This is a genomic window from Micromonospora sp. NPDC049900 (assembly GCF_044461025.1).
Classification (GTDB): domain Bacteria; phylum Actinomycetota; class Actinomycetes; order Mycobacteriales; family Micromonosporaceae; genus Micromonospora.
Genome location: NZ_JBITKM010000007.1, coordinates 32,169 through 57,591, shown reverse-complemented (window position 1 = coordinate 57,591; position 25,423 = coordinate 32,169). Strand labels below are relative to the sequence as shown.

The 25,423-nt window shown below is 72.4% G+C and carries 19 protein-coding genes; 11 read left to right on the top strand and 8 right to left on the bottom strand.

The features are described 5' to 3' along the window. Window positions 1-461: 461 nt before the first annotated feature. Complete coding sequence (locus tag ACIBMZ_RS17540) at window positions 462-1,865, bottom strand: glycosyltransferase family 4 protein (protein ID WP_396694906.1); 1,404 nt, start codon at window positions 1,863-1,865, stop codon at window positions 462-464. Window positions 1,866-2,191: 326 nt separating this feature from the next. Between ACIBMZ_RS17540 and glgX the strand changes: the two genes are divergently transcribed. The 3 genes from glgX to treZ are packed head-to-tail and all read left to right on the top strand — an operon-like array spanning window position 2,192 to window position 8,336. Next, complete coding sequence (gene glgX, locus ACIBMZ_RS17535) at window positions 2,192-4,309, top strand: glycogen debranching protein GlgX (RefSeq protein WP_396694904.1); 2,118 nt, start codon at window positions 2,192-2,194, stop codon at window positions 4,307-4,309. A gap of 2 nt (window positions 4,310-4,311) precedes the next feature. Next, window positions 4,312-6,615 (top strand): malto-oligosyltrehalose synthase, encoded by a 2,304-nt coding sequence (treY, locus tag ACIBMZ_RS17530; protein ID WP_396694902.1) that lies wholly within the window; start codon window positions 4,312-4,314, stop codon window positions 6,613-6,615. After that, window positions 6,612-8,336 carry a malto-oligosyltrehalose trehalohydrolase gene (treZ, locus tag ACIBMZ_RS17525; protein ID WP_396694901.1) on the top strand — a complete coding sequence of 575 codons (1,725 nt, stop codon included), beginning with the start codon at window positions 6,612-6,614 and terminating at the stop codon, window positions 8,334-8,336. Before treY ends, treZ begins: the two co-directional genes overlap by 4 nt. A 38-nt stretch (window positions 8,337-8,374) precedes the next feature. Here the strand turns inward: treZ and ACIBMZ_RS17520 are convergent, their stop codons facing one another. Together ACIBMZ_RS17520 and ACIBMZ_RS17515 are read right to left on the bottom strand one after the other, a co-directional pair. Beyond that, window positions 8,375-9,451 (bottom strand): hypothetical protein, encoded by a 1,077-nt coding sequence (locus tag ACIBMZ_RS17520; protein ID WP_396694899.1) that lies wholly within the window; start codon window positions 9,449-9,451, stop codon window positions 8,375-8,377. Between the two features lie 245 nt (window positions 9,452-9,696). Beyond that, the gene (locus tag ACIBMZ_RS17515; RefSeq protein ID WP_396694897.1) at window positions 9,697-10,668 is read right to left on the bottom strand and encodes a DMT family transporter; all 972 of its coding nucleotides are present in this window, start codon (window positions 10,666-10,668) and stop codon (window positions 9,697-9,699) included. An 81-nt stretch (window positions 10,669-10,749) separates the two neighbouring features. Here ACIBMZ_RS17515 and ACIBMZ_RS17510 point away from each other — a divergent pair, with 81 nt between their 5' ends. Continuing rightward, window positions 10,750-11,667 (top strand): LysR family transcriptional regulator, encoded by a 918-nt coding sequence (locus tag ACIBMZ_RS17510; RefSeq protein WP_396694895.1) that lies wholly within the window; start codon window positions 10,750-10,752, stop codon window positions 11,665-11,667. On the opposite strand, the gene ACIBMZ_RS17505 is transcribed toward ACIBMZ_RS17510, so the two are convergent. Further along, complete coding sequence (locus tag ACIBMZ_RS17505) at window positions 11,633-12,631, bottom strand: hypothetical protein (protein ID WP_396694893.1); 999 nt, start codon at window positions 12,629-12,631, stop codon at window positions 11,633-11,635. The genes ACIBMZ_RS17510 and ACIBMZ_RS17505 overlap by 35 nt on opposite strands. Before the next feature lie 141 nt (window positions 12,632-12,772). Between ACIBMZ_RS17505 and argG the strand changes: the two genes are divergently transcribed. Further along, complete coding sequence (gene argG / locus ACIBMZ_RS17500; protein WP_396694891.1) at window positions 12,773-14,221, top strand: argininosuccinate synthase; 1,449 nt, start codon at window positions 12,773-12,775, stop codon at window positions 14,219-14,221. Between the two features lie 161 nt (window positions 14,222-14,382). Further along, a complete protein-coding gene (locus ACIBMZ_RS17495) occupies window positions 14,383-14,706 on the top strand; it encodes a hypothetical protein (RefSeq protein ID WP_396694889.1) in 324 nt (107 codons plus the stop codon). 30 nt (window positions 14,707-14,736) lie between these two features. Here ACIBMZ_RS17495 and ACIBMZ_RS17490 read toward each other — a convergent pair whose 3' ends face one another. After that, on the bottom strand, window positions 14,737-15,771 hold the full coding sequence (locus tag ACIBMZ_RS17490) for a hypothetical protein (protein ID WP_396694887.1): 1,035 nt from the start codon (window positions 15,769-15,771) through the stop codon (window positions 14,737-14,739). An 86-nt stretch (window positions 15,772-15,857) separates the two neighbouring features. Then, window positions 15,858-17,336 (bottom strand): glutamate-cysteine ligase family protein, encoded by a 1,479-nt coding sequence (locus tag ACIBMZ_RS17485; RefSeq protein WP_396694885.1) that lies wholly within the window; start codon window positions 17,334-17,336, stop codon window positions 15,858-15,860. Window positions 17,337-17,437: 101 nt separating this feature from the next. Here ACIBMZ_RS17485 and ACIBMZ_RS17480 point away from each other — a divergent pair, with 101 nt between their 5' ends. Continuing rightward, window positions 17,438-17,785 (top strand): DUF3817 domain-containing protein, encoded by a 348-nt coding sequence (locus tag ACIBMZ_RS17480; RefSeq protein ID WP_396694883.1) that lies wholly within the window; start codon window positions 17,438-17,440, stop codon window positions 17,783-17,785. Window positions 17,786-17,788: 3 nt separating this feature from the next. Here the strand turns inward: ACIBMZ_RS17480 and ACIBMZ_RS17475 are convergent, their stop codons facing one another. Then, window positions 17,789-18,328: a hypothetical protein gene (locus tag ACIBMZ_RS17475; protein ID WP_396694881.1), complete on the bottom strand. Its 540-nt coding sequence runs from the start codon at window positions 18,326-18,328 to the stop codon at window positions 17,789-17,791. A 148-nt stretch (window positions 18,329-18,476) separates the two neighbouring features. Here ACIBMZ_RS17475 and ACIBMZ_RS17470 point away from each other — a divergent pair, with 148 nt between their 5' ends. The 4 genes from ACIBMZ_RS17470 to ACIBMZ_RS17455 all read left to right on the top strand — a co-directional run bounded on the left by ACIBMZ_RS17470 (window position 18,477) and on the right by ACIBMZ_RS17455 (window position 23,248). Beyond that, window positions 18,477-19,595, top strand: coding sequence for a Vms1/Ankzf1 family peptidyl-tRNA hydrolase (locus ACIBMZ_RS17470; RefSeq protein ID WP_396694879.1), 1,119 nt, complete (start codon window positions 18,477-18,479; stop codon window positions 19,593-19,595). Continuing rightward, window positions 19,588-20,670: a thiamine pyrophosphate-binding protein gene (locus ACIBMZ_RS17465; RefSeq protein WP_396694877.1), complete on the top strand. Its 1,083-nt coding sequence runs from the start codon at window positions 19,588-19,590 to the stop codon at window positions 20,668-20,670. The genes ACIBMZ_RS17470 and ACIBMZ_RS17465 overlap by 8 nt, the downstream gene beginning before the upstream one ends. 76 nt (window positions 20,671-20,746) lie before the next feature. Then, on the top strand, window positions 20,747-22,168 hold the full coding sequence (locus tag ACIBMZ_RS17460) for a hypothetical protein (RefSeq protein ID WP_396695360.1): 1,422 nt from the start codon (window positions 20,747-20,749) through the stop codon (window positions 22,166-22,168). A gap of 216 nt (window positions 22,169-22,384) precedes the next feature. Next, entirely contained in the window at window positions 22,385-23,248 is an 864-nt protein-coding gene (locus ACIBMZ_RS17455) for a SigB/SigF/SigG family RNA polymerase sigma factor (RefSeq protein WP_396694875.1), read from the top strand. A gap of 96 nt (window positions 23,249-23,344) precedes the next feature. Here the strand turns inward: ACIBMZ_RS17455 and ctaD are convergent, their stop codons facing one another. Beyond that, on the bottom strand, window positions 23,345-25,345 hold the full coding sequence (gene ctaD, locus ACIBMZ_RS17450; protein WP_396694873.1) for a cytochrome c oxidase subunit I: 2,001 nt from the start codon (window positions 25,343-25,345) through the stop codon (window positions 23,345-23,347). Window positions 25,346-25,423: the final 78 nt, after the last annotated feature.

Below are 25,423 nucleotides of genomic sequence, written 5' to 3'. Positions count from 1 at the left end.
GCGGCCTGGGTCGAGCATCCGGGCGGCCTCCGTTCGCGGCCTGGGTCGAGCATCCGGGCGGCCTCCGTTCGCGGCCTGGGTCGAGCATCCGGGCGGCCTCCGTTCGCGGCCAGGGTCGAGCATCCGTCGGCCTCGTCCACCAGCCGGTCGAGCGGACCTGCACGGCGTCGGCGATCCGTTCTCGCCGTCAGCTCGACAGGCGCGGCGAAGGAGTACCTCTTCCGCCGCCACCGACCGCCGGGCCGGCCACGTCCGGGTCGGTGGCGGCATCTGCGGCGGTCGCATCACCCGGACAGCGCCCGCGCTGCCCTCCCGCCACGCTGCCCTCCCGCCACGCTGCCCTCCCGCCACGCTGCCCTCCCGCCACGCGGCCCGAACGGTGCCGGCCGGAAACGGTGACGGCCCTGGCGCCCGCGTGCGGCGGGAGCCAGGGCCGTGTCGTGCGACGGCGCCGGTGTGGGTCAGCGCAGGCCGGCGGCGGCCAGCAGGTTGCCGTCCGGGACCACGGGACGCGACCGCCCGTGCGCCATGAGCTGCGCGGCGCGTTCGGCGGCGACGTTCGGGGCCTGGGCGATGGCCGCCGCGTACGCCGAGCCGGTACGGCTGGCGATGGCCGCCCAGCCGTACTGCTCGTGCACCATGGCACGGGCGCGACGGGCCAGCGTCCGGGCCCGCTCGCGGTCGGAGAGCACCGCGTGCACCGCGTCGGTCAGCGCGTCCGGGTCGTGCGGCCGGAAGGTCATGCCGGTGACGCCCGGCTCGACGATCTCGGCGAGCCCACCGGTCTCGGCGACCGCGAGCGGGGCACCGGCGGCGGCACCCTCCAGCGCCACCATGCCGAACGGCTCGTAGATGCTGGGCACCGCGAAGCAGTCGGAGGCGGCCATCACGGCCGGCAGGTCGGTGCCGCCGAGGAAGCCCGGCAGGCTGACCATGCCGCCCAGACCGAGCCGGTGCACGTCGGCCTCCAACTCGCCCCGGTACGGCCCGTCACCGACGATCACCGCACGCAGCCCGGGGTGCCGTTCGCGCAGCTTGGGCAGCCCGGCGAGCAGGTGCTGCACGCCCTTCTCGTAGACCAGCCGACCGGCGAAGGTGACCAGCGGGCCGTCCCCGGCGAACCGGGCCCGGGCCTGCGCCACCGCGCTGGCCGAGACCCGCCAGCGATGCGGCTCCACGCCGTTGGGGACCACGTCGACGCGCTCGGTCGGCACCCCGAACAGGGCGCTGACCTCCTCGCGCATGTACCCGGAGCAGACCACCACCCGGGTCGACTCGGTGCTGAGCCAGTGCTCCACGCCGTGGATGGTGCGGTTCATCTCCTCGGGCAGCCAGCCCTGGTGCCGGCCCGCCTCGGTGGCGTGGATGGTGCTCACCAGCGGCAGGTCCAGGTGGTCGCGCAGGGTCATCGCGGCGTGCGCGACCAGCCAGTCGTGGGCGTGGATGACGTCGTAGCCGCCGGAGGAGGCGGCACGCAGCGCGGCCCGGGTCAGCGTGTGGTTGAACGCCATGGTCCAGGCCAGCAGGCTCTCGGTGGCCAGCGGGAAGGCCACCGGGTCCTCGACGGCCCGGACGACCCGGACGCCGTCGACGTACTCCTCCAGCGGAGCGCCCTCGCAGTGACGGGTGACGACGGTGACCTCGTGGCCGGCGGCGGCCAGAGCCACCGAGAGCGCGTGCACGTGCCGGCCGAGGCCGCCCACGAGCACCGGCGGGAACTCCCACGACAACATCAGGATGCGGTGGGTGCGCGGCGGGGTGGCCGGACCGGGCTGGGCCGGGATCTGGGGTCGCGAGGTGAGGGTGGGCCGGTGGAGCCGGTCCGTGGCGGTGGCGGTACGCCCGCCGATCCGCAGGGTCGTCACAGCAGTCTCCGTCCGTGCAGCAGAGAACGCGCCGGCGTCGGTGGCGGCGAGGGGAACAGCGTCGGGGTTCGGGCAGGCGAGAACTTGCCCGGTAACAAGGAAACGGCATGATGGCCGATAACGCACCCCGAGAACGGTCACAGTGACGGACGGCACCGCAAGGGTTCATCTGGCATCAGTCGGCCGGATACCGGGCATTCACCCGATCGGATGGATTGGTGGCGGACCGTGCGGGGCATTACCGCCGCGCGCCTCGGCCGGGCTCCCCCGGACGGGTGCGCTACGGGCGCGGGCGCGCGCCCGTGACACGTGGCCGAAGGAGCGACATGCAGGTCTGGCCGGGCGAGCGGTACCCCCTCGGGGCCACGTACGACGGGATGGGCACCAACTTCGCGATCTTCTCCGAGGTGGCGGACAAGATCGAACTGTGCCTCTTCGACGAGTGGGACGTCGGCCACGAACGTCGGGTCGAGCTGCGCGAGGTGGACGCGTACGTCTGGCACGCGTACATCCCGGGGATCGGGCCCGGCCAGCGGTACGGCTACCGCGTGCACGGCCCGTACGAGCCGGCGAACGGGCTGCGCTGCAACCCGCACAAGCTGCTCATCGACCCGTACGCCAAGGCGATCGACGGGGACGTGCGGTGGGACCCGGCGGTCTACGACTACGAACACGGTGACCCGGACCGGATGAACGTCACCGACTCGGCGCCGTTTATGCCCAAGTCCGTGGTGGTGAACCCGTACTTCGACTGGGGTAACGACGCCCCGCCGCGCATCCCGTACCACCACTCGGTGATCTACGAGGCGCACGTACGCGGGCTGACCATGCGGCTGCCCGGCATCCCCGAGGAGCTGCGCGGCACGTACGCGGGCATCGCCTCACCACCGATGATCGAGCACCTGACCCGGCTCGGCATCACCGCCATCGAGCTGATGCCGGTGCACCAGTTCGTCAACGACCACCGCCTGGCCGACATGGGGCTGCGCAACTACTGGGGCTACAACACCATCGGCTTCTTCGCCCCGCACCACGCCTACTCCGCCCTGGGCCACCTGGGCCAGCAGGTGCAGGAGTTCCGGGGCATGGTCAAGGCGCTGCACGCGGCGGGCATCGAGGTCATCCTCGACGTGGTCTACAACCACACCGCCGAGGGCAACCACCTCGGCCCGGCGCTCAGCTTCAAGGGTGTCGACAACCCCAGCTACTACCGCCTGTCGGAGGAGAATCGGCAGTACTACGTGGACTACACCGGCACCGGCAACAGCCTCAACGTCCGCAACCCGCACTCGCTGCAACTGATCATGGATTCGCTGCGGTACTGGGTCACCGAGATGCACGTGGACGGCTTCCGGTTCGACCTGGCCGCCACCCTGGCCCGGGAGTTCTACGAGGTCGACCGGCTCTCCACCTTCTTCGAGGTGGTGCAACAGGACCCGGTGGTCAGCCGGGTCAAGCTGATCGCCGAGCCGTGGGACGTCGGCCCCGGCGGCTACCAGGTCGGCAACTTCCCGCCGCAGTGGACCGAGTGGAACGGCAAGTACCGCGACACGGTTCGCGACTTCTGGCGCGGCGAGCCGGCCACCCTCGCCGAGTTCGCCTCCCGGATCTCCGGCTCCGCCGACCTCTACCAGGACGACGGCCGCCGTCCCTTCCACAGCATCAACTTCGTCACCTGCCACGACGGTTTCACCCTGGCCGACCTGGTCTCCTACAACGACAAGCACAACGAGGCCAACGGCGAGGACAACCGCGACGGCGAGAGCCACAACCGCTCCTGGAACTGCGGCGTCGAGGGCGACACCGACGACCCGGGCGTGCGCGCGCTGCGCGCCAAGCAGCAACGCAACTTCATCGCCACCCTGCTGCTGTCCCAGGGGGTACCGATGATCGGCCACGGCGACGAACTGGGCCGCACCCAACGGGGCAACAACAACGCCTACTGCCAGGACAGCGAGATCGCCTGGGTCGACTGGGACGCGGTCGACACCGAGCTGCTCGACTTCACCCGCCGGCTGGTCGAGTTCCGGCGGCAGCACCAGGTGTTCCAGCGCCGCCGCTTCTTCACCGGCCTGCCGGTGCACGGTCGCGGGGTCGACGAGCCCCTGCCCGACCTGGCCTGGTACACCCCGGACGGGCGGGAGATGACCGGCGAGGACTGGGGCAACGACTTCGGCCGTTCGGTGGCGCTGTTCGTCAACGGCGAGGGCATCCGGGAACGCGGCCAGTACGGCCAACGCCACCACGACGCCTCGTTCTGGCTCTGCTTCAACGCCCACGACGCGCCACTGGACTTCACCCCGCCGCCGGCCGAGTTCGGCCAGCGCTGGGAGCTGGTGATCAGCACCGCCGAACCCGACCAGGACAAGAGCACCACCGTGGAGACCGGCGCTTCGGTCTGCGTACCGGACCGCTCACTGGTGGTGCTGGAGAGGGTGGCCTGACCATGACCGTGACCCCCGTCGGGGCGACCTACCGGGTGCAGGTGAGCCCGGGGTTCGACCTGGACGCCACCGCCGACCTGGCCGGCTACCTCGCCGCCCTCGGCGTCACCCACCTCTACAGCGCGCCGCTGCTGGCCGCCGCACCGGGCAGCGCGCACGGCTACGACGTCGTCGACCACCGGCAGGTCAACCCGGAGATCGGCGGCGAGCCCGCCCGGCAGCGCCTGCTGCGGGCCCTGCGCACGGCCGGGCTCGGCCTGGTCGTCGACATCGTGCCCAACCACGCCGGAGTCGCCGTACCGGCCGCCAACCCGGCCTGGTGGGACGTGCTGCGCCGGGGACGCGACTCGGCGTACGCCCGCTGGTTCGACATCGACTGGACGCGGGACCGGCTGCTGCTGCCGGTGCTCGCCGACGACCCCGACGCGCTCGCCGACCTCAAGATCGCCGACGGTGAGCTGCGCTACCACGAGCACCGCTTCCCGATCGCCGACGGCACCGGCGACGGCAGCCCCGGCGAGGTGCACGACCGGCAGCACTACGAACTGGTCTCCTGGCGACGCGGCGACACCGAGCTGTCGTACCGCCGGTTCTTCTCGATCGCCGCCCTGGCCGGGCTGCGGGTGGAGGACCCGGAGGTGTTCGCCGCCACCCACGAGCTGATCCTGGCCTGGGCGGCGGCCGGTGAGGTCGACGGCATCCGGGTCGACCACCCCGACGGGCTGCGCGACCCCGGCGGCTACCTGGCCCGGCTGCGCGAGGCCGCCCCGGACGCCTGGCTGGTGGTGGAGAAGATCCTGGAGTACGGCGAGGAACTGCCCTCCTGGCCGGTGGACGGCACCACCGGCTACGACGCCCTCAACGCCGTCGGTGGACTCTTCGTCGACAGCGACGCCGAGGCCGATTTCACCGCCCTGGACACCCGGCTGGTCGGTCGGGCCACCTCCTGGGCCGACCTGACCCACGACACGAAGCTCGGTGCCGCCACCCGGCTGCTCGCCACCGAGTTGACCCGCCTCGCCGCACTCGCGCCCGACGTGGAGCCGGACGCGGCCCGCGCCGCCCTGGCCGAGTTGGCCGCCGCGTTCCCGGTCTACCGGGGCTACCCGCCCGACGGGGCACGGCACCTGGCCAACGCCCGCGCCGAGGCCGGCCGCCGCCGCACCGACCTGACCGGCGCGCTGGACACGGTGACCCGGCGGCTACGCGACCCCGACGACGAACTGGCCCGCCGCTTCCCGCAGTTCACCGGTGCGGTGATGGCCAAAGGCGTCGAGGACACCGCCTACTACCGGTGGACCCGGTTCGTCGCGCTCAACGAGGTCGGCGGCAGCCCCGCCCACTTCGGCACCCTGCCCGGCCGGTTCCACCGCTTCGCCGCCGCCCGGCACGAACGCTGGCCGGCGAGCATGACCACGCTGTCGACCCACGACACCAAACGCGGCGAGGACGTCCGCGCCCGCCTGGCCGTCCTGGCCGAGCTGCCGCGCCGCTGGGCCGAGCAGGTCACCGCCTGGACCTCCGCCGTCCCACTGCCGGACGCCGCGCTGGCCCACCTGCTCTGGCAGACCGTCGTCGGCGCCTGGCCGATCGCGCGCGAGCGGATGCACGCGTACGCCGAGAAGGCCGCCCGGGAGGCCGCCGCCTCGACCGGTTGGACCGACCCCGACCCGGCCTTCGAGCAGGCGATGCACGCCCTGGTCGACGCCATGTACGACGACCCGGCGGTGCACGCATCGATCGCCGCGTTCGCCGCCGAGATCACCCCGGCCGGCTGGGTCAACTCGCTCGGGCAGAAGCTGGTGCAGCTCGCCATGCCCGGAGTGCCCGACACCTACCAGGGCACCGAGCTGTGGGACGACTCCCTGGTCGACCCGGACAACCGCCGCCCGGTCGACTTCGCCGTACGCCGGGAGCTGCTGGCCCGGCTCGACGCCGGCTGGCAGCCGACGGTGGACGAGACCGGCGCGGCCAAGCTGCTCGTGGTCTCCCGCACCCTGCGCCTGCGTCGGGGCCGCCCGGGGCTGTTCGGCGACTACCAGCCGGTCGTCGTGCACGGCCCGGCCGCCCGGCACGCCGTCGCCTTCGACCGGGGCGGCGCGCTCGCCGTCGCCACCCGGCTTCCGCTCGGCCTGGCGGCGGGCGGCGGCTGGCGTGACACCACCCTGTCATTGCCTGTCGACGAGATGTCGTGCCAGTTCACCGGGCGGGTCTACAGTGACGGTCAGGTCCGTCTGGCCGACCTGCTCGCCACCTATCCCGTCGCGCTGCTCACCCCCACCGATGGCACCGGGAAGGCGTCATGACCGAGTTCACCGTCTGGGCACCGGAGGCGTCCCGGGTCCGGCTGCGCCTGCCGGGCGCCGCCGACCACGAGATGCGTGCCGGGCGGGGCGGCTGGTGGCGGGTCGAGGTGCCCGACGCCGGTGACGACTACGCGTTCCTGCTCGACGACGACGACCGGGCGCTGCCCGACCCCCGCTCGCGGTGGCAGCCCGCCGGGGTGCACGGCCCGAGCCGCCGCTACGACCACGCGGCCTTCGACTGGACCGACACCGCCTGGACCGGGCGGCAACTGCCCGGCAGCGTCCTCTACGAACTGCACGTCGGCACGTTCACCCCGGAAGGCACCTTCGACGCCGCGATCGGCAAGCTCGACCACCTGGTCGACCTCGGCGTCGACATGATCGAACTGCTGCCGGTCAACGCCTTCAACGGCGAGCACAACTGGGGGTACGACGGCGTCTGCTGGTTCGCCCCGCACGAACCGTACGGCGGCCCGGACGGACTCAAACGCCTCGTCGACGCCGCCCACGCCAAGGGGTTGGGGGTGATCCTCGACGTCGTCTACAACCATTTCGGGCCCTCCGGGGCCTACGCGCCGATGTTCGCGCCGTACCTCAGCGAGCGGGAGACCCCCTGGGGCCAGGCGGTCAACCTGGACGGCCGGCACTCCGACGGCGTACGCCGCTTCGTCACCGACAGTGTCCTGATGTGGCTGCGCGACTACCACGTCGACGGCCTGCGGCTGGACGCCGTCCACGCGATGCCCGACTCCCGCGCGGTGCACCTGCTGGAGGAGATCGCCGTCGAGGTCGAGTCGCTCTCCGTGCACCTGGGCCGCCCGCTGTCCCTGATCGCCGAGTCCGACCTCAACGACCCCCGGCTGATCAGCCCCCGGGAGGCCGGCGGCTACGGCCTGCACGCCCAGTGGAACGACGACGCCCACCACGCCCTGCACACCCTGCTCACCGGCGAACGGCAGGGCTACTACGGCGACTTCGGCACCATGGAGTGCCTCGCCGAGGTGCTCACCGGCGCGTTCTTCCACACCGGCACCTGGTCCAGCTTCCGCCACCGCCAGCACGGCCGCCCGGTCGACCCGCGTACCCCCGGCCACCGCTTCGTCGCGTACCTGCAGAACCACGACCAGATCGGCAACCGCGCCACCGGCGACCGCCTCTCCGCGACGCTCTCCCCGGCGCTGCTGCGCGTCGGCGCGACGCTCCTGATGACCGCCCCCTTCACGCCGATGCTGTTCATGGGGGAGGAGTGGGCGGCGTCGACGCCGTGGCAGTACTTCACGTCGCACCCGGAGCCCGAGTTGGCGGCTGCCGTGGTGACCGGCCGCCGCAGCGAGTTCGCCGCCCACGGCTGGCCCCCCGGCGACGTGCCCGACCCGCAGGACCGGCAGACCTTCGTCCGCTCCCGGCTCGACTGGTCCGAGCTGGACAAACCCGAACACCGGCAGATGTACGAGTTCCACCGCCGCCTGATCGCGCTGCGCAAGTCCCGCCCCGAACTGTCCGACCCGCACCTGTTCGCCATCGACGTCCGCCACGGCGACCGGTTCCTGGTGATGCGGCGTGGTGGCTGCCTGGTGGCGGCGAACCTGGCGGACAAGCCGCAGCGGGTGACGCTGCCCGGGGTGGCCCGCCGGGTGCTGCTGGCCACGGGGGAGGGCGTCACCGTGCAACGCGACCGCATCGAGCTACCGGCGGAGACGGCAGCGATCGTGGCACTCTGACCGGCCGGTCGTCCTCGGCCACCGGGGCGGGTCGCCGGCTACCAGAAGCGCCACTCGGCGGGATCCTCACGACCCTCCACCAGCCGGATCGAGGCCGCCAGCTTCAGCGCGTCGTCCCGGTCGCCCACCCCGGTGCTGGCAGGTCGGGTCGGGATGTGCAACTCCGCGACACATGATGCGCACCCACCGGGGAGCTGACCCACCCGGTACGTCCCCGCGCTGCCCTTGTTCTTGAAGACGTGTGCGGTGGCGGCCCGGCCTGCCACGGTGACGTCCTCGGTCTCGTTGTCTCTGCGACTCGCCAGACTCTCGGTGCTCAGACCGACCGTGACGGTGTGGGCGAACGGACGTTCGTGAGCGCCCTCGATCTGCGTCATCAGGTACTCGGCGGAGGAACTCGTCGGCCCGTCCTGGCTCCACTGCAGAGTCGTACGTTCGAGCACAGCGCCGTCGGGCAGGCCCGTCACCTCGAAGGGCAGGGGCAGTGGTGTGGTCACCCAGCGAATGCCCTCGGCCACGCGGCGCGTGGTCTCGCCAGGGCGGTCGACACTGGTCACCGTCATCCGGATCCAGGCATCCGGCGCGTACTCCCAGACCAGGATCCGGCTGGTTTCCCACTCGGTCTGGAAGGCGGGACGGCCGTGCACCGGCGCGACCGGATCGCCCGGGACCTTCAGTTCGCCTTCTTCGTCGTACTCCCGGTCGAAGCGGTGGACGTCGGCGCCCCGCGCCGCCATCAGGATCTCGACACGCCAGTCCTCGTCGTCGTCAGAGCGACCGCTGTCCCCAGCAGAATCGAGGTACCCGGACATCGTGATGGTGTGGATGTCCGGCTCGGTCACGTAACTGGCGGCACGGACCGGGCCAGGCAGATGACCGGGGTAGAACATCTGCTGGTCGGGAGCGAACTCGACGGGTGCCGAACGAGGTTGGCCGGTCACCGGGTCCGGCTCCGGCGCGGGTCGGGCGAACCAGACGGCCAGGCCCACTGCCACCGCCACCACGGTCGTCACGGCGACCAGGGGCAGGATCCGACGTCTGCGGCTGCCTGCCGGAGGTGCCCCGGCATCGGAGGCCATCGAGACCTCGACCGGTTCGTACGCGTCGCTCGCCACGGCCTTCCTCCCGCGTCGGTGCGCCCGGCTGCGGCGCGGCCAGGCGAGTCTACGGCCGGCCCGCCGCTGCTGCTGCCCCTGTTGCTGCCCGTGGCTCACCGATGGCACCGGGCGCCCACCGTCGCGGGGCAACCATCGCTCGACAGGGGCCGAGCGCCACACCGCGAGGCGCGAGCGGGGCCACGCGCCGTGCCGCGAGGCGCGAGCGGGGCCCCGTGTGGTGCGGCCGTGCCGTCGTTCGGCTGTCAGCGGCGCGTCGCGAAGATCACGCCGGCCAGGCAGAGCACGCCGCCGAGCAGGGCGAGTGGCGCGGGCACCTCACCCAGCAGCGTCCAGGACAGCAGGACCGTCACCGGCGGGACCAGGTAGGTCGCGGCGGTGGTGCGGCCCGCGGTCCAGTGGGACAGGACGTAGCCCCAGGTGAGGAAGCCGATTGCGGTCGGGAACACGCCGAGGAACAGTACGCCGAGGGTCGCCGGGAGCGGGGCCGCGGTGAACTCCGTGAGCAGCGTGGGCGCGAACGGCAGCAGGGCCGCCGTCCCGGCCAGCGCGCCGAGCCAGGTCACCGTCACCGCGTCCACCCGCGCCAGGAGACGCTTCTGGAGCAGGACGCCGAAGGCATAGAGCACGGCGGAGAGGACCGCCAGCGCGACGCCCACCGGGTCGGCGTGGCCGGTGAAGCCGCCGACCGCGATCAGGGCCACGCCCACGAAGGCGATCGTCACCCCGACGCCGAGGCGGCCGGTGAGCCGTTCGCCGAGTACGAGCGTCGCCGCGATCGCCACGAGGATGGGCGCGACCGCCACCAGCAGCGCGGCAGTCCCGGCGTCGACCAGCCGCTCGGCGGCGTTGAGCGCCACGTTGTACCCGCCGAACCAGGCCACGCCCCACAGCGCGATCAACCCCAGCGTGCCGCCCCGGGGCACGGCGACCCGGTGGGGACTCGGTGCGGCGTACGGCGCCCGGATCCGTCGGGTGACCACGACGAACAGGGTCAGCGCGGCGGACGCGGCCAGCATGCGGCCCAGCGCCATCGCGCCCGGCGAGTAGTCGTGCCCGGCGAAGCGGATGCCGACGAACGCCGAGGCCCACAGCACCACCGTGGTCGCGGCGGCGGCCACGATCGGCCAGGTCCGACGCGGTGCCGCAGATGGCGGGTACGCCGTGGCGCGGGAGCCGTCGGTGGTGGCCCTGCCGGGGGCTTCGGTGAGCGTCATGGATCGATTCTCGAACGCCCGACGATTCAGCACCAGCGACTGTTTCTTCACGACCGTTAAGTTCTGCTTTATGGTTGTGGGGTGCTCGACGTTCACCGCCTCCGGGTCTTCCGTTCCGTCGTCGCGTCCGGCTCCGTCGCCGCCGCCGCCGTCAACCTCGGCTACACCCCCTCCGCCGTCAGCCAGCACCTCACCGCGCTGCAACGCGAGACCGGCCTCACCCTCCTCGCCCGCGCCGGTCGGGGTCTGCGGCCCACCGCCGCCGGCCACGCCCTCGCCGCCGAGGCGGATCGGGTGCTCGCCCGGGTCGGCGCGGCCGAGTCGCTGATCGCGGACCTGCGTACCGGCCGCACCGGCTCGCTGTCCATCGCGTACTTCGCGTCGGTGGGGGAGGCGTGGATGCCGCTCGTGGTGCGGCACATCCTCACCGAACTCCCCGGCGTCCGGCTGGACCTGCAACTACGGGAGCACATCCCGGACAGCCGGGAGGAACGCGCCGACGTCCAGGTGGTCGTGGCCGACCCCGGCTTCGACCCGGGCTCGGGCTTCACCGCCCAGCACATCCTCGACGACCCGTACGTGGCCGTCCTGCCCGCCGGACACCCCCTCGCCGGCCACGACGAGGTGGACCTGGCCGACCTCGCCGAGGAGCGCTGGGTCGACAACGACTTCGCCCGGGGCTGGTGCCGCGCCAAACTCCTCGAAGCCTGCACCGCCGCCGGATTCAGCCCGGCGTTCCGGGTCGAGGCGCACGACTACCGTACGGCGCTCGCCTTCGTCGCCGCCGGTATCGGCCTCACGGTGCTGCCCGCGCTCGGCGCCGCACACCTGCCCGACGGGGTGCGGCCGGTCCGGGTGGTCCGGCCGACCCCGATCCGCTCGATCCACGTGGTGGTGCACGACGCCGTCGCGGACACCCCCGCCGTACGCACCACGATCACCGCCCTCCGCGAGGCGGCCGACATCATGCCCAGGGAGCGGTCGGGTACCAGGGGATGATCTCCCGACGGGCGAGCAGCCGGACGTCCCAGTAGAGGAAGGTGAACACGCCCGCGACGAGGAACGCCACCGCGATGGTCGCCGCGAGTCGGGCCGGGCGCGCGGCGAACCAGCTCTGCAACCGACTGCCGGCGAACCATGCCAGCAACAGGAAGAGCACCGCCATGATGACGATGTTGCCGATCGACTGGAGGGTGAAGGCCGCCGCACCGTACAACGGGTTGCCGCTCTCCGCGGCGTCGCGGAACATCTGACGGAACAGCGGGAACGGTCGCCCGATCAGGAAGCCGGCGATGAGCACGCCCATGAAGACCAGTGGGGCGTTGGGGTACCGGCGTGAGATCCGGGCGAAGGGGTCCGGCACCACCCGCAGCGCTGCCAGCCCCAGGTAGATCATGATCAGCCCGATCAGGCCGAAGACCACCATGGACTGGATGCTGCGTGGTGACAGCGATCCAGGGGTGTTCGGCGCGACGGAGAACTGGGGCATCGACGTGCCGACCAGGCCGACGATCGCACCGTATGCGGCGGAGACCGTGACCATGCCGACCGCCATCCAGCCCAGCGGGCGCAGCGGCGCCAGGAAGCGGCCCAGCCGGCTGTCGGGCGTACCGGCCAAGGGGGCGAGGGCACCGAAGGCGGCGACGTTGCAGGCGGTGAAGGTGCCGGCGACTCCGGAGACGAACGCGAAGAGCACACCGGCCAGGACTCCGCTGAGCGGGGTTTCCTTGGCGTCGTGGCCCAGCATGGCGTTGGCGATGTTGTCGCCGATCGTCTGGTCGACGAACTCCGCCGACCAGACGACGGTGAGCAGGAAGCCGGCGAGCACGCTGAGCAGGATGATCACGCCGCGTCGGCGTGGTGCGTGCCCGGTGACGAACACGGAGGTGGCGCGGGGCTCGGGCGGCAGCTCGATCTGGTCGGCGGCGTGCGGGCGGCGGGTGCGTCGGTCAGCCTGAGTCACAGCGCGCTCCTCGTCTCACGGAGGGTGACGGCTTCGATGGTAATGAATTTATGGTGGCGTAGGTCTGCCTGATTTCCCGCGCACGGGTGGCTCGTCGGCTACAACTTGCATGGGTATGCGGGGTGGTGCATACTCTTCCTTGTGTCCAAGGTTCTTACCTCCCTGCCCACGGGTGAACGTGTCGGCATCGCCTTCTCCGGCGGCCTCGACACCTCGGTCGCGGTCGCGTGGATGCGCGACAAGGGTGCGGTGCCCTGCGCCTACACCGCCGACATCGGCCAGTACGACGAGCCCGACATCGCCTCGGTGCCCGGTCGCGCGCTCAGCTACGGCGCCGAGCTGGCCCGCCTGGTCGACTGCCGTGCCGCCCTGGTCGAGGAGGGGCTGGCGGCGCTGACCTGCGGCGCCTTCCACATCCGCTCGGGCGGGCGGGCGTACTTCAACACCACGCCGCTGGGGCGCGCGGTCACCGGGACGCTGCTGGTGCGGGCGATGGTCGCCGACGACGTACAGATCTGGGGCGACGGGTCGACCTTCAAGGGCAACGACATCGAGCGCTTCTACCGGTACGGCCTGCTGGCCAACCCGCAGTTGCGGATCTACAAGCCGTGGCTGGACAGCAGCTTCGTCACCGAGCTGGGTGGCCGCAAGGAGATGTCCGAGTGGCTGCAGGAGCGGGACCTGCCCTACCGGGACAGCACCGAGAAGGCGTACTCCACGGACGCCAACATCTGGGGCGCCACGCACGAGGCGAAGACCCTCGAACACCTGGACGCCGGCATCGAGACGGTCAACCCGATCATGGGCGTCCGGTTCTGGGACCCGGCGGTGGAGATCCCCACCGAGGACGTGACGATCGGCTTCGACCAGGGCCGTCCGGTCACGATCAACGGCAAGGAGTTCGGCAGCGCGGTGGACCTGGTGCTGGAGGCCAACGCCATCGGCGGCCGGCACGGCCTGGGCATGTCCGACCAGATCGAGAACCGGATCATCGAGGCCAAGAGCCGGGGCATCTACGAGGCGCCCGGCATGGCGTTGCTGCACGCCGCCTACGAGCGGCTGGTCAACGCCATCCACAACGAGGACACCCTGGCGAACTACCACAACGAGGGTCGCCGTCTCGGCCGCCTGATGTACGAGGGGCGTTGGCTGGACCCGCAGGCGCTGATGCTGCGCGAGTCGCTGCAACGCTGGGTCGGTACGGCGGTCAGCGGCGAGGTGACGCTGCGACTGCGGCGGGGCGAGGACTACTCGATCCTGGACACCACCGGCCCGGCCTTCAGCTACCACCCGGACAAGCTGTCGATGGAGCGGACCGCGGACTCGGCCTTCGGCCCGGCGGACCGGATCGGCCAGCTCACCATGCGCAACCTGGACATCGCCGACTCCCGGGCGAAGCTGGAGCAGTACGCCAACCTGGGCATGGTCGGCGGCGCGCCGCAGCGGGTGGTGGGTGCCGCGCAGGCCGCCTCGACCGGACTGATCGGCGCGATGCCGGAGGGCGGCGCGGAGGCCATCGCCTCCCGGGGCGTCTCCTCGACCGAGGACGCGGCCCTGGACCGCGCCGCCATGGAGTTCGGCGTCGACTGACCGCCGGGGCTCCGACCAGGCTCACCCGCCCGCCGTCGACGGTCACCCACCGTCGACGGCGGGCGGTGCCGTCTCCGCGTGCAGATCCGCGACCGGTACGCTGGCCGCCCCCGGGGTGTCCCGCACGCTCGACGCTCCCGGGTGTCCCGAAGGAGGTGGCCGTGTCCGCAGCGTTCCGACCCTGGCTGACGGTCGCCGTGGCGAGCGCCGTCGCGATCCTCGCCTGGGCCGGCTTCTGGTATCTGGCCGTGCCACGCGTCGACGTGTGCCCGGCGATCCACCCCGCGCCGGCCGGTTGCCGGGTCGACGAACGGATCTCCACCGCGTGGGCCTGGACGATCATCGTGGCGGTGCTCTATGCGGCCACCGTCGTCGCCCAGGTCCGTCCGAGCGCGCAGCGCCGCCAGGCGGTCCTGCTGGGCGCGGTGGCGCTCGGCGTCTCGGCCCTCTACGGCCTGTGGAAGGTGTGGCAGGCGGGCGGCTGATCCGTTCGCCGGGTCACCGGCAGCGCCCGCTCACGGCACGGCGACACGGGTGAAGTCGAAGTGCGCGGTCAACGGGGTGCCGCGTACCCGCAGGGGCTGGGCGCCGCCGATCTGCCCGGCGTTCGGATACCAGCGGCTCGGCGTGTACGCGCAGTCGCAGCGCAGCACCACCGACTGCCCCGGCAGTAGCCGCAGCGTGTACTCGGAGGCCGCGTCCGCCACGCCCACGACGTCACCGGTGCGGGAGTGGAAGGCGATCACCTGGGCGTAGTAGGAGATGTCCGGGGCGGTGATGGTGCCGCTGACCACGGTGCCGGGACTGAGCGTCTGGTCGAGGCTGGCGGTTCGACCGGCGCGGACCCGGACCGTGCGGGCCTCGCGCCAGTCGGCGGTGCCGCCGGACCACTGGCTCGCCATACGGGTTGCGCTGAAGTACAACGGCCAGTGGTACGGCCCGAGGCCGGTCAGCGTGTAGCGGCCGTCGTCGTCGGTGACGGCACCCCGGCCGCCGTACTTGGGGTCCGGGACGTCCGGCACCGTCGAGACGTACCCGGAAGAGGCCACCGGCGTACCGTCCGTCCTGGTCAGCCGGCCGGTCACGGCGCCCGGCGGGTCGAAGCGGACCGTGGGTGCGGTCACGGTCCGGCCGGCACGCACCGTGACGACCGCCGCCCGCTCCCGCTGTCCCGTGCCGCCGTGTGCGCCGACCCACTGCAGTCCGTGGTGGGGTTCGTAGGGACGGGCCAGCAGGCGGTACCGGCCGGGTGGAACGTCGGTGGCGACCACCGTGCCGCCCTCGGTGCCGGTGCAGCCGGCGAGCCGCCCGACCTGTTCCTCGCCGATGGCGACGACGGTGAGCGGGTCGCGGTCGACCGGGACCAGGTGCAGGCACCCGCGCGCGTCGGCGCCGGTGGCGGCGTCGCGCACGCTGGTGCGCAGCTCGCCGGTGGTGGCGGTGCGCGGTGCGGCGGTGGCGGGCAGCGGATGGACGGCACCGCCGACGAGGGCGAGCGCGAGGAATGGTACGGCGAGACGGGTGACGGAGTGACGGTGTGACGGAGGCATCGGCGGATCCTCTCGACCCGGCGGAAGGACGTCGCACCCACGGTAATGCCCGTCTCCGTTCGATCACTCTCTGTGTCGGGAGGTCGTCAGGGGATCGGCCACTCGTGGACCGGACGGTTGCTGTGCATCAGCTCCACGTAGTGCCGCACCACCTCGCGCAGCGCCTCCGGGCGGTCGAGCTGGTCGGTCGACTCCAGCCGGTGCAACGTGGCCACCTGCCAGCTCGCGCCGTTGCGCCCGGTGAGACAGCGCTGCTCGATGATGCCGAGCAGGCGGTCCCGCTCGTCCGGGTCCACGCCCCACCGGTCCAGTCCCTGCTGGGCCAGCGGCAGCAGGCGGCGCAGCACCAGCTCGGTGACCGGCAGGTAGCCCAGGCCGGGCCAGAAGACGTGCGCGTCGATGCCGTGCCGGGCGCAGGTGTTGAAGTTCTCCTCGGCGGCGCTGAACGACATCTGCGACCACAGTGGCCGGTCCGCCTCGGCCAGCGCCCGGACGAGTCCGAAGTAGAACGCGCCGTTGGCGACGGTGTCCAGCACGGTCGGCCCGGCCGGCAGCACCCGGTTCTCCACGCGCAGGTGCGGCCGGCCCCGCAGCACGTCGTAGACGGGCCGGTTCCAGCGGTAGACGGTGCCGTTGTGCAGCCGCAGCTCGGCCAGGTTCGGTACGCCCCCGGCGGCCAGCGTCTCCGACGGGTCCTCGTCGTCGCAGACGGGCAGCAGCGCCGGGAAGTAGCGGACGTTCTCCTCGAACAGGTCGAAGACCGAGGTGATCCAGCGTTCCCCGAACCACACCCGGGGCCGTACGCCCTGCGTCTTGATCTCCTCGGGGCGGGTGTCGGTGGCCTGCTGGAACAGCGGGATGCGGGTCTCGCGCCACAGTTCCCGGCCGAAGAACAGCGGCGAGTTCGCGCCGAGCGCCACCTGGATCCCGGCGACGGCCTGGGCGGCGTTCCAGTAGTCGGCGAACTGCGCCGGGGAGACCTGGAGGTGGAACTGGGTGCTGGTGCAGGCCGCCTCCGGGGTGATGGTGTCGGCGGTCACCGACAGCCGCTCCACCCCGTTGACCGTGATCCGCAGGTCCTCGCCCCGGGCAGCGAAGATCTGCTCGTTGAGCAGCGCGTAGCGGGGATTGTTCGACAACGTCTCGGCGGTCAGGTGCTCGGGGCGCACGGTCGGCAGGATGCCGATCATCACCAGGTGCGCGCCGACCGTCCGGGCCCGCTGGTCGGCGGCGTTCAGGCTGGCCCGTACGCTCTGCTCGAACTCGTGCAGGCCGGTGCCGGCCAGCCGCCGGGGCGCGACGTTGATCTCGACGTTGAACTGCCCGAGTTCGGTCTGGAAACTCGGGTCGGCCACCGCCCGCAACACGTCGGCGTTGCGCATGGTGGGCAGCCAGTCGTCGTCGACCAGGTTCAGCTCGATCTCCAGGCCGGTCATCGGCCGGTCGACGTCGAACCGGGACTCCCGGAGCATCTCGGCGAAGACGTCGAGACAGCGCCGGACCTTGTCCCGGTAGCGAGCCCGATCCTGGCGGCTGAAGGTCTGTGCGCCGACTTCCTCGCCCATGGTCACCACCCTGTCACCCCTGGTACCCCCGACGTGACACGTCCATGCATCCGGGCGGAGGGCCCGACCGCGTGCGGTCTCCGGTTCCGGTGCCGCATACCATGGCTGACGTGCGAGAGAAGGTGACTCGGCTGTTCGTGGTGGCGGCGATCGCGGAGGCGATCTCCTGGGCCGGCCTGCTGGCCGGGATGGCGGCGAAGTACGGCCCGCCCGACAACGAGCTGGGGGTCAAGGTGTTCGGCCCGATCCACGGCGCGCTCTTCGTGGTGTACGGGCTGCTCGTGCTGGCCGTGGCCCGGGTGCACCGGTGGAGCCTGACGGCCACCGTGGTGGCGCTGGCCTGCGCGGTGCCGCCGTTCGCCACCCTCGTCTTCGAGCGCTGGGCCCGCCGACGCGGCATGCTCGACACCACTCCCGCGCCGCAGCGGGAGCCCGCCCCGGTCGGCTGACGCTCAGGTCAGCGCGGTGCAGGCGGCCAGCCCGGCCAGGAGCAGCAGCCCCAGTGTGGCCTGGAGCAGCAGCGGCGGGCCGAGGTGCGACCACATGGTGGCGGTGCGCGGTCGCAGCAGTTGACCGGTGGTCAGGTTGACGATCCGTTCGATCTTCGGCGCCAGGTCCGGGTCGCCCTGGTCGCGCAGGGTGAGCTGGACGTGGTCGGCCGGGTGCAGCGCGCTCTGCGGCAGGTGCCCGTGCAGCTCCACCTCGTACAGTTTGCCGTTCGAGTCGCGCAGGCGGACCGGGGTGACCAGGTACTCCGGCCCCTTCTTCAGCTCCTTGAAGCTGCGCCGGCCGGTGCCCGAACCGGCGCTGAGCGCGGCCCGGACCAGCTTGGCCAGCAGGCCGATCAGACCGGCGGCGGCGACCACCACCACCAGCACCGGCTGCCCCACGCGTACCTCCCGGGGGTAGCCGTCCATCAGCCGCACGATCTGCGCGGTGAGGATCCGACCGGTCGGATGCAGGCTGCGTCGGGAGTACGACGTCGTGTCCATGTCCACCACCCAGAGTCCGCTTTCGCCTACAGATCGTATCGATCCTCGGGGTTGAACGACGTGAATGAAAATCGGTCACGCGGTGGCCGGCAGGTGACAACGCGGGTGGTGCGGGTAAGCGCGGGGTCGAGCCGGAAAGGGGTCGAGCATGCAGCTGTCCTTCCTGCGCCCGCTCTACCAGCGCCCGGGTCCGTGGTGCTCGGTCTACCTGGACGCCTCGATGGACACCGAGGACGCCCACGCCGCACTCGACCTGCGTTGGCGCGGGCTGCAACAGCAGCTCGCCGAGCAGGGCGCCGACGAACCGACCATCGCCGCCATCGACCGGGTGGTACGCGGACACGACCCGCTGCCCGGGGACTACGGGCTCGCCGTCTTCGGCGCCCAGGGGCGGGTGGTGCTCTCCGAGTACCTCTCCGCGCCGCCCCGGCGGGACCTGGCCGCGTACGCGCCGCTGCCGCACGTGATGCCGTTGCTCGCCCAGCGGGGTGAGCAGGTCGCGTGGGTGCGGGTGCTGGCCGACCGGACCGGCGCCGACGCGATGTCGGTCAGCGCCGGTGGGGTGCCCCGACGGGCGCACGTCACCGGTCGGGAGAGTTTCCCGTTGCGCCGGGTCAAGCCCGGCGGCTGGTCCCAGTCGCGCTACCAGCGCGCCGCCATGGAGGCGTGGCACCACAACGCGGGCGACGTCACCGCCGCCACCGTGGAGCTGGCCGAACGGGTCGGCGCCGAGGTGGTCGTGGTGGCCGGCGACATCCGGGCCACCGGCATGATCGCCGCCCAGATGCCGGCGCGCTGGCAGGACATGGTGGTCCGCACCGACGCCGGGTCCCGGGCCGAGGGGGCCGACCAGAGCATGCTGGACGACCTGACCGTGCAGACCATCGCCGAGGTGGCCGACCAGCGGGTCACCGCCGCGCTGGACCGCTTCGGCACGCAGGAGGACGTCGGCGCCGGACTCGACGCCGTGGTCGCCGCGCTGCAACGCAACCAGGTGGACACGATGCTGCTGGTGGACGACCCGTCCGCCGACGGGCAGCTCTGGATCGGCCCGGCGGCCACCGACATCGCCACCGACCCGGGTCAACTCCCCACCGTGGCCGATCCGGCCCGGGTACGCGCCGACGCGGCACTGGTGCGGGCCCTGGTCGGCACCGACGCCGAGTTGACCGTGCTGGGCCCGGACGAGGCTCCGGAGCTGGTGGAGGGCGTCGGCGCGGTGCTGCGTTACGTCGACCCGGTCACCCCGGGACGGGGCGGTGGCTGACCAGTCCGTCGCGGACGCGGTCGTCGCGCGGTTGCTGGCCTGGCGGGTCGCGCGGGTCTACGGCGCGCCGGGCCGGGCGACCGCGCCACTGGTCGAGGCGTTGCAGGCGGCCGGCGACGACCCGGAGTTCGTCCCGGTCCGGCACGCCGAGAGCGCCGCGTCGATGGCCGCCGGCCACGCCCGGTTCGCCGGTGGGGTCGGCGTCTGCCTCTCCGACGGCGGGCCGGACGCGCTGGGCCTGCTCGGCGGTCTGGACGCCGCCCGCCGGGCCGGCCTGCCGGTGCTGGCGGTGCTCGGCGAGCAGCAGCTCGACGGGCACCGCGACGACGGCCCCCGTTTCGCCGGGACGTGTCGGGACGTCCGGTACGCCGCCGACCCGGCCCGGGTGCCGGAACTGGTGGACGAGGCGTTGGGCAGCGCGTTGCGCGGCGGCGGCCCGGTCTGCCTGGTGCTGCCCGCCGACGCGTCCGCCCGTCTGCCGTGGGACGAGGGTCGGGCCGTCGATCCGGGGCAGGTTCTCGACGAACTGGTCACCCGGCTGCCGCCGGGCGGCGCGGTGACCGTGGACGGCGGCGGCACCGTCGCCGGGTACGCCCGCCACCTGCGCGTACCGGTCGGGGTCGAGCTGCTGCGCACGGACGGTGCGCCCGGCGCCGCCCTGCCGTACGCGCTGGCCGCCAAGCTGGCCGCCCCGGACCGCCCGGTGCTCGCCGTCGTCGCCGACGAGGGGATGCGCGCCTCCGGGCTGGCCGAACTGGTCGCCGTGGCCCGGCACCGGACGGCGTGGCCGGATCCGCGCCTGGTGCTGCTGGTGTTGAACACCCGCTCCGGGCACCCCCGGTACGCGCAGTCGCCCCGTCCGCCCGCCGACGACGTCCCGTACGCCGGCTGGGCCCGCCTGCTGGGTCTGCGGGGTGTTCGTGTCGACCGGCCGGAACTGGTCGGCGCGGCCTCGGCGGAGGCGTTCGGCGCGGACCGGCCCTGCCTGCTGGAACTGGTGGTCGGTCCGGTCGGCGTGGGCCTCGCCGGGGTGTTGCGCACCGTCGGGGTGGACGGTGGAAGATCACCTGATTGATCCCGCTCGGGGAAGGGATGCCCTGTTTAAGCCGCATCCGGGCGGGAAGCCGGGCCGCGTGAGCGAACGGGGCACGGTGGGGCCGGCGCGAGGATCGCGCCCGGGACTCACGGCAGCGGGTGCGGGGCTGACCGGCGACCGGGTCGTCGCGGTGGGTAGCACCGCCCGGATCCTGGTCGCCGCCATCGCCCGCGCGCTCCGCGGTACCGACTGCGCCGACATCGGACACGTCGGCCCGGTGTCCCGGTTCGCCGGCACCCCGGACCCGATCCGCCGGGCCGCCGCCGCCCGCACCGCCGGTCGAGTGGCCCTGACCGCCGGGCAGGCCGCCGAGGTCGACGCCGCCCGGGTGGCCGGGTGGTTCGTCGACCAGTACCCGCGCGGCCGGTATCCCGGCGTGCTGCTGGGCTCGCCGCACGGTGCCGCCGCCCACCTGGCGACCGCGCTGCGGATACCGTGGCTGCCCGCCGGCTTCGAGATGACCGCGCACTGGCCGCGCGGCGCGGTGGACCGCCCCCGCGCCGCCCTGGACCACGGCGCCGCCCTCGCCGGGCGGCTGCTGGCCGGTAACCCCGACCTGCACGTCCGTCAGGTGCACTGCCCGGCCAGCCGGGGCTCGCTGGCCGGTGTGACGGTCGCGTTGACCGCCCGGTGGCGGACGCTGCCGGCGGCGTACCGCCGGTTCCTGACCGACCGGTTGACGCCGGGCGCTCCGGTGCTGGTGCTCAGCGACGCACGGACCTGGCCGGTGCACGACGCCGCCGACGGGCACAGCTTCCAGGTCGGCTGCCCGGCCAGCGGGCTGGAACCGGTCGACTTCCACCCGGACAGCCACGCGCTGCGGCAGGTGCTGCGCTCCGCCGGGGGAGACGGCGTGAACTGGGAGCCGCCGGAGATCTCCGCTCCGCCGGCCGCCGCCGAGCACGGCGTGGAGCCCGGTCTGGACCGCGCCGTCCGGCAGTGGACCGCCCGCGCCGGGCATCCGGTGCACCGGCTGCTGTTCCCGGGGCCGGAAGTGCTCAGCGCCGCCGTCGCCGACCTGTACCGTCGCTGGCTGCGCGCCGCCGGCAAGACCGGTGACCGGTTGGTGGTGGAATGCGGTCGACTGCTCGACCCGTGGCAGGTGGTGCGGGCGGGGATGGTGCCGTACTGGTGCGAGAACGCGACCCGACGCAGCGTCGAGCAGGCCGAGTGGTGGCTGGCCGGCAGTGAGCCGTTCGCCTCGGTGGACGTACTCCCCGAGCCGCCCGGGGTGCGCTCACCGGCGCTGGCCGGGCTGCCGCAGTGGTTGGCCGTCGCCGGGTTCGGCCGTCGACGTCGGGCCCTGGACCGGGCCACCGCCCGCGGGTACCCGGTCACCTCCGTGCCCACCCGCCGGGCCACCGAGGTGCTCCGCGCCCAGCCGTACGACCTGCCCGCCCCGCCGCCGCTGACGGTGCCCGACGCGCTGGCCGCGCTGCGCGCCGGCGGCACCGCCCACGGCCTGCTCATCCGTTGAGGCGGGGCTGACGAAACATCCTCGCGAACCCGCGCCGCCGTGATTGAGTACCTACGGAGCGGGAACACCGCCGGCTGCGACAGGCTGATCACCGTGCCGCGGCGTGGCGTCGCCCGCTGGCATCCCAATCACCAAACCACTCTTCGGCCCGTGCGTGTCCACGCGCGTGCCCGGTGTCCACCAATCCGGGCGGGGTCCTTCCTGAGGGAGGCGCGGATGTTCGGACAGACCACCACCACACCACCACCGACGGACCGGGGGCTGGAGGATCTCGACGCCGCGGCGCTCGCGTACGCGGCCCGGATCGAGGGACTGCCGCCCGAGCGACGCCAGGAGGCACGGGACGACCTGGTCCGCTTCGCGTTGCCGTTCGCGGGTCGGCTGGCCCGCCGCTACCGGGGACGCGGGGAACCGCTGGAGGACCTGGAGCAGGTGGCCCGTCTGGGACTCGTCAACGCCGTCGACCGGTACGACCCGGAACGCGGCTCCTTCACCGCGTACGCCGCGATCACCATCGTGGGCGAGATCAAGCGGCATTTCCGGGATCGCACCTGGGGTGTGCACGTGCCCCGACGGCTGCGCGACCTGATCCTGGAGGTCGGGCAGGCGACGGCGGCCCTGACCAGCGAACTGTCCCGGGCGCCCACGGTCGCGGAGCTGTCCAAGCGACTGGAGACGCCGGAGGAGGAGATCCTCGCCGCGCTGGAGTCGGCGGCCGGCTACAGCCCGGCCTCGCTGAACGCGCCGGTCGGCGGGGAGAGCTCGGCCGAGTTCGGTGACCTGGTCGGCGAGTCGGACATCGCGCTGGAGTCGGTCGACGACCGGGTGACGGTCAGCGGGCTGCTGCACCGGCTGCCCTGGCGGGAACGACGGATCCTGGCGATGCGCTTCTACGGCAACCAGACCCAGGCCGAGATCGCCGCCCGCTTCGGCATCTCCCAGATGCACGTGTCCCGACTGCTGTCCCGGGCGCTGACCTGGCTGCGTCAGGCGATGCTCGCCGACGCGCCGCCGCCGTGGCAGAACGGTCCGGCCGAGTCCGAGGCGACCACGAAGACGGCGCGGACGACGGTTCGGTAAGGAGGGGTCCCCTGCTCACGCCTCGTGCCTAGCAGGGGACCCCTCCTAACGCTTTGCCCCGCGCGTCCCCCGGACCGGTCACACGTGCGAGCCGACTCAGTTCTCGGTGCCGTCGCCGCGTCCGCGCGGATGCCGCCAGCGGTCGTTCTGCTCCCGACGCTCCGCGCCCAGCGGGTCGTCCTCCGGCTCGTCGGTGTCGGCGAAGCTGGGCCGGCGTACCTCCTCCGGCGTCGGCACCTGCACCGGCCGGGCCCCGGACTGCGGCGCGGGCTGGTACGCCTCGGCCTCCGGCGCGCCGTGCGCGCCCCCGGCGGCCGGCGACTCGGGCGGATGCGTCTCGCGGTGCAGTTCGTCGCGGAAGTCCTGCGGCGGCTTGACCGTCCGCTGCGGAAGGTCGCGACCCAGGTCGGAGACGAGTTCGCCGTACTTGGCGTCGAAGGCCGGACGCTCGGAGCGGATCCGCGGCATCCGGTCGAAGTTGCGCAGCGGCGGCGGGCAGGTGGTGGCCCACTCCAGGGAGTTGCCGAAACCCCACGGGTCGTCCACCGTCACCTGGGCGCCGAACCGCCAGGACTTCCAGGCGTTCCAGATGAAGAACAACGTGGACGCGCCCAGCACGAACGAGAAGACGCTGGAGATGGTGTTGAGCGTGGTGAAGCCGTCGGTGGGCAGATAGTCGGCGTACCGGCGGGGCATGCCCTCGTTGCCCAGCCAGTGGTGCACCAGGAAGGTGCCGTGGAAGCCGACGAACATGGTCCAGAAATGGATCTTGCCGAGCCGCTCGTCGAGCAGCCGCCCGGTCATCTTGGGCCACCAGAAGTAGAAGCCGGCGAAGAGCGCGAAGACCACCGTGCCGAAGACCACGTAGTGGAAGTGCGCCACCACGAAGTAGGTGTCGTGGGTGTGGAAGTCGGCCGGCGGGCTCGCCAACAGGACGCCGGTGAGGCCGCCGAGCAGGAAGGTCACCAGGAAACCGATGGAGAAGAGCATCGGCGTCTCGAAGGTGAGCTGTCCCTTCCACATCGTGCCGATCCAGTTGAAGAACTTCACCCCGGTCGGCACCGCGATCAGATAACTGAGGATGCTGAAGAACGGCAGCAGCACCTGGCCGGTGGCGAACATGTGGTGCGCCCACACCGTCATCGACAGCACGGTGATCGCGATGGTGGCCAGCACCAGGCCGGTGTAACCGAAGATCGGCTTACGGGAGAAGACCGGGATGACCTCGGTGATGATGCCGAAGAACGGCAGCGCGATGATGTAGACCTCGGGGTGCCCGAAGAACCAGAACAGGTGCTGCCACAACATCGGCCCGCCGGTGTCCGGGTTGAACACCTGCGCGTCGAGCAGCCGGTCGGCGGTCAACGCCAGCAGCGCGGCGGCGAGCAGCGGGAAGACCAGGATCACCAGCACGCTGGTGAACAGCATGTTCCAGGTGAAGATCGGCAGCCGGAACATGGTCATGCCGGGCGCGCGCAGCGTCAGGATCGTGGTGATCAGGTTGACCGCGCCGAGGATGGTGCCCAGACCCGACACCACCAGTCCGACCACCCACATGTTCGCGCCGACGCCGGGGGAGTGCTCCACGGTGCTCAACGGCGTGTACGCGGTCCACCCGAAGTCGGCCGAGCCCTGCGGGGTGAGGAAGCCGCCGATCACCATCAGCCCGCCGAACAGGTACAGCCAGTACGCCAGCGCGTTGAGCCGGGGGAACGACACGTCCGGCGCGCCGATCTGGATCGGCACGATGTAGTTGCCGAACCCGAACGCGGCGGGCGTGGCGAACAGCAGCAACATCACCGCGCCGTGCGAGGTGAACAACTGGTTGTACTGCTCCGGCGAGAGGAACTGCAGACCCGGGCGGGCCAGCTCGGCGCGGATCAGCATCGCCTCGATCCCGGCCAGCACGAAGAAGCCGAACGAGGTGAGCAGATAGAGCAGCCCGATCTGCTTGTGGTCGGTGGTGGCCAGGAACCTGACCAGCTTCGCGCCCGGCAACGGCTTGCGCAGCGGGCCCGGATAGCCGCCGAACCGGGCCGGTGCCAGGATGGCCGGCCCTCGGTCCTGTCCGGGTTCGGTGGTTACCCGCTTGGGCATGCGCTCTCACCCCGCTGACGACGCAAAAGGACGGGCGTGGCTACCCGCCCCGTCGACCATGTAACCAGGCGAGAGGGG

Excerpts from the sequence above, each read along its gene's own strand:
- ctaD (WP_396694873.1), bottom strand. The coding sequence starts at position 25,345 with ATGCCCAAGCGGGTAACCACCGAACCCGGACAGGACCGAGGGCCGGCC.
- ACIBMZ_RS17470 (WP_396694879.1), top strand. The coding sequence starts at position 18,477 with ATGCAGCTGTCCTTCCTGCGCCCGCTCTACCAGCGCCCGGGTCCGTGG.
- ACIBMZ_RS17490 (WP_396694887.1), bottom strand. The coding sequence starts at position 15,771 with ATGCCTCCGTCACACCGTCACTCCGTCACCCGTCTCGCCGTACCATTC.
- glgX (WP_396694904.1), top strand. The coding sequence starts at position 2,192 with ATGCAGGTCTGGCCGGGCGAGCGGTACCCCCTCGGGGCCACGTACGAC.
- treY (WP_396694902.1), top strand. The coding sequence starts at position 4,312 with ATGACCGTGACCCCCGTCGGGGCGACCTACCGGGTGCAGGTGAGCCCG.
- ACIBMZ_RS17485 (WP_396694885.1), bottom strand. The coding sequence starts at position 17,336 with ATGGGCGAGGAAGTCGGCGCACAGACCTTCAGCCGCCAGGATCGGGCT.
- treZ (WP_396694901.1), top strand. The coding sequence starts at position 6,612 with ATGACCGAGTTCACCGTCTGGGCACCGGAGGCGTCCCGGGTCCGGCTG.
- ACIBMZ_RS17455 (WP_396694875.1), top strand. The coding sequence starts at position 22,385 with ATGTTCGGACAGACCACCACCACACCACCACCGACGGACCGGGGGCTG.
- ACIBMZ_RS17480 (WP_396694883.1), top strand. The coding sequence starts at position 17,438 with ATGGCTGACGTGCGAGAGAAGGTGACTCGGCTGTTCGTGGTGGCGGCG.
- ACIBMZ_RS17475 (WP_396694881.1), bottom strand. The coding sequence starts at position 18,328 with ATGGACACGACGTCGTACTCCCGACGCAGCCTGCATCCGACCGGTCGG.
- ACIBMZ_RS17515 (WP_396694897.1), bottom strand. The coding sequence starts at position 10,668 with ATGACGCTCACCGAAGCCCCCGGCAGGGCCACCACCGACGGCTCCCGC.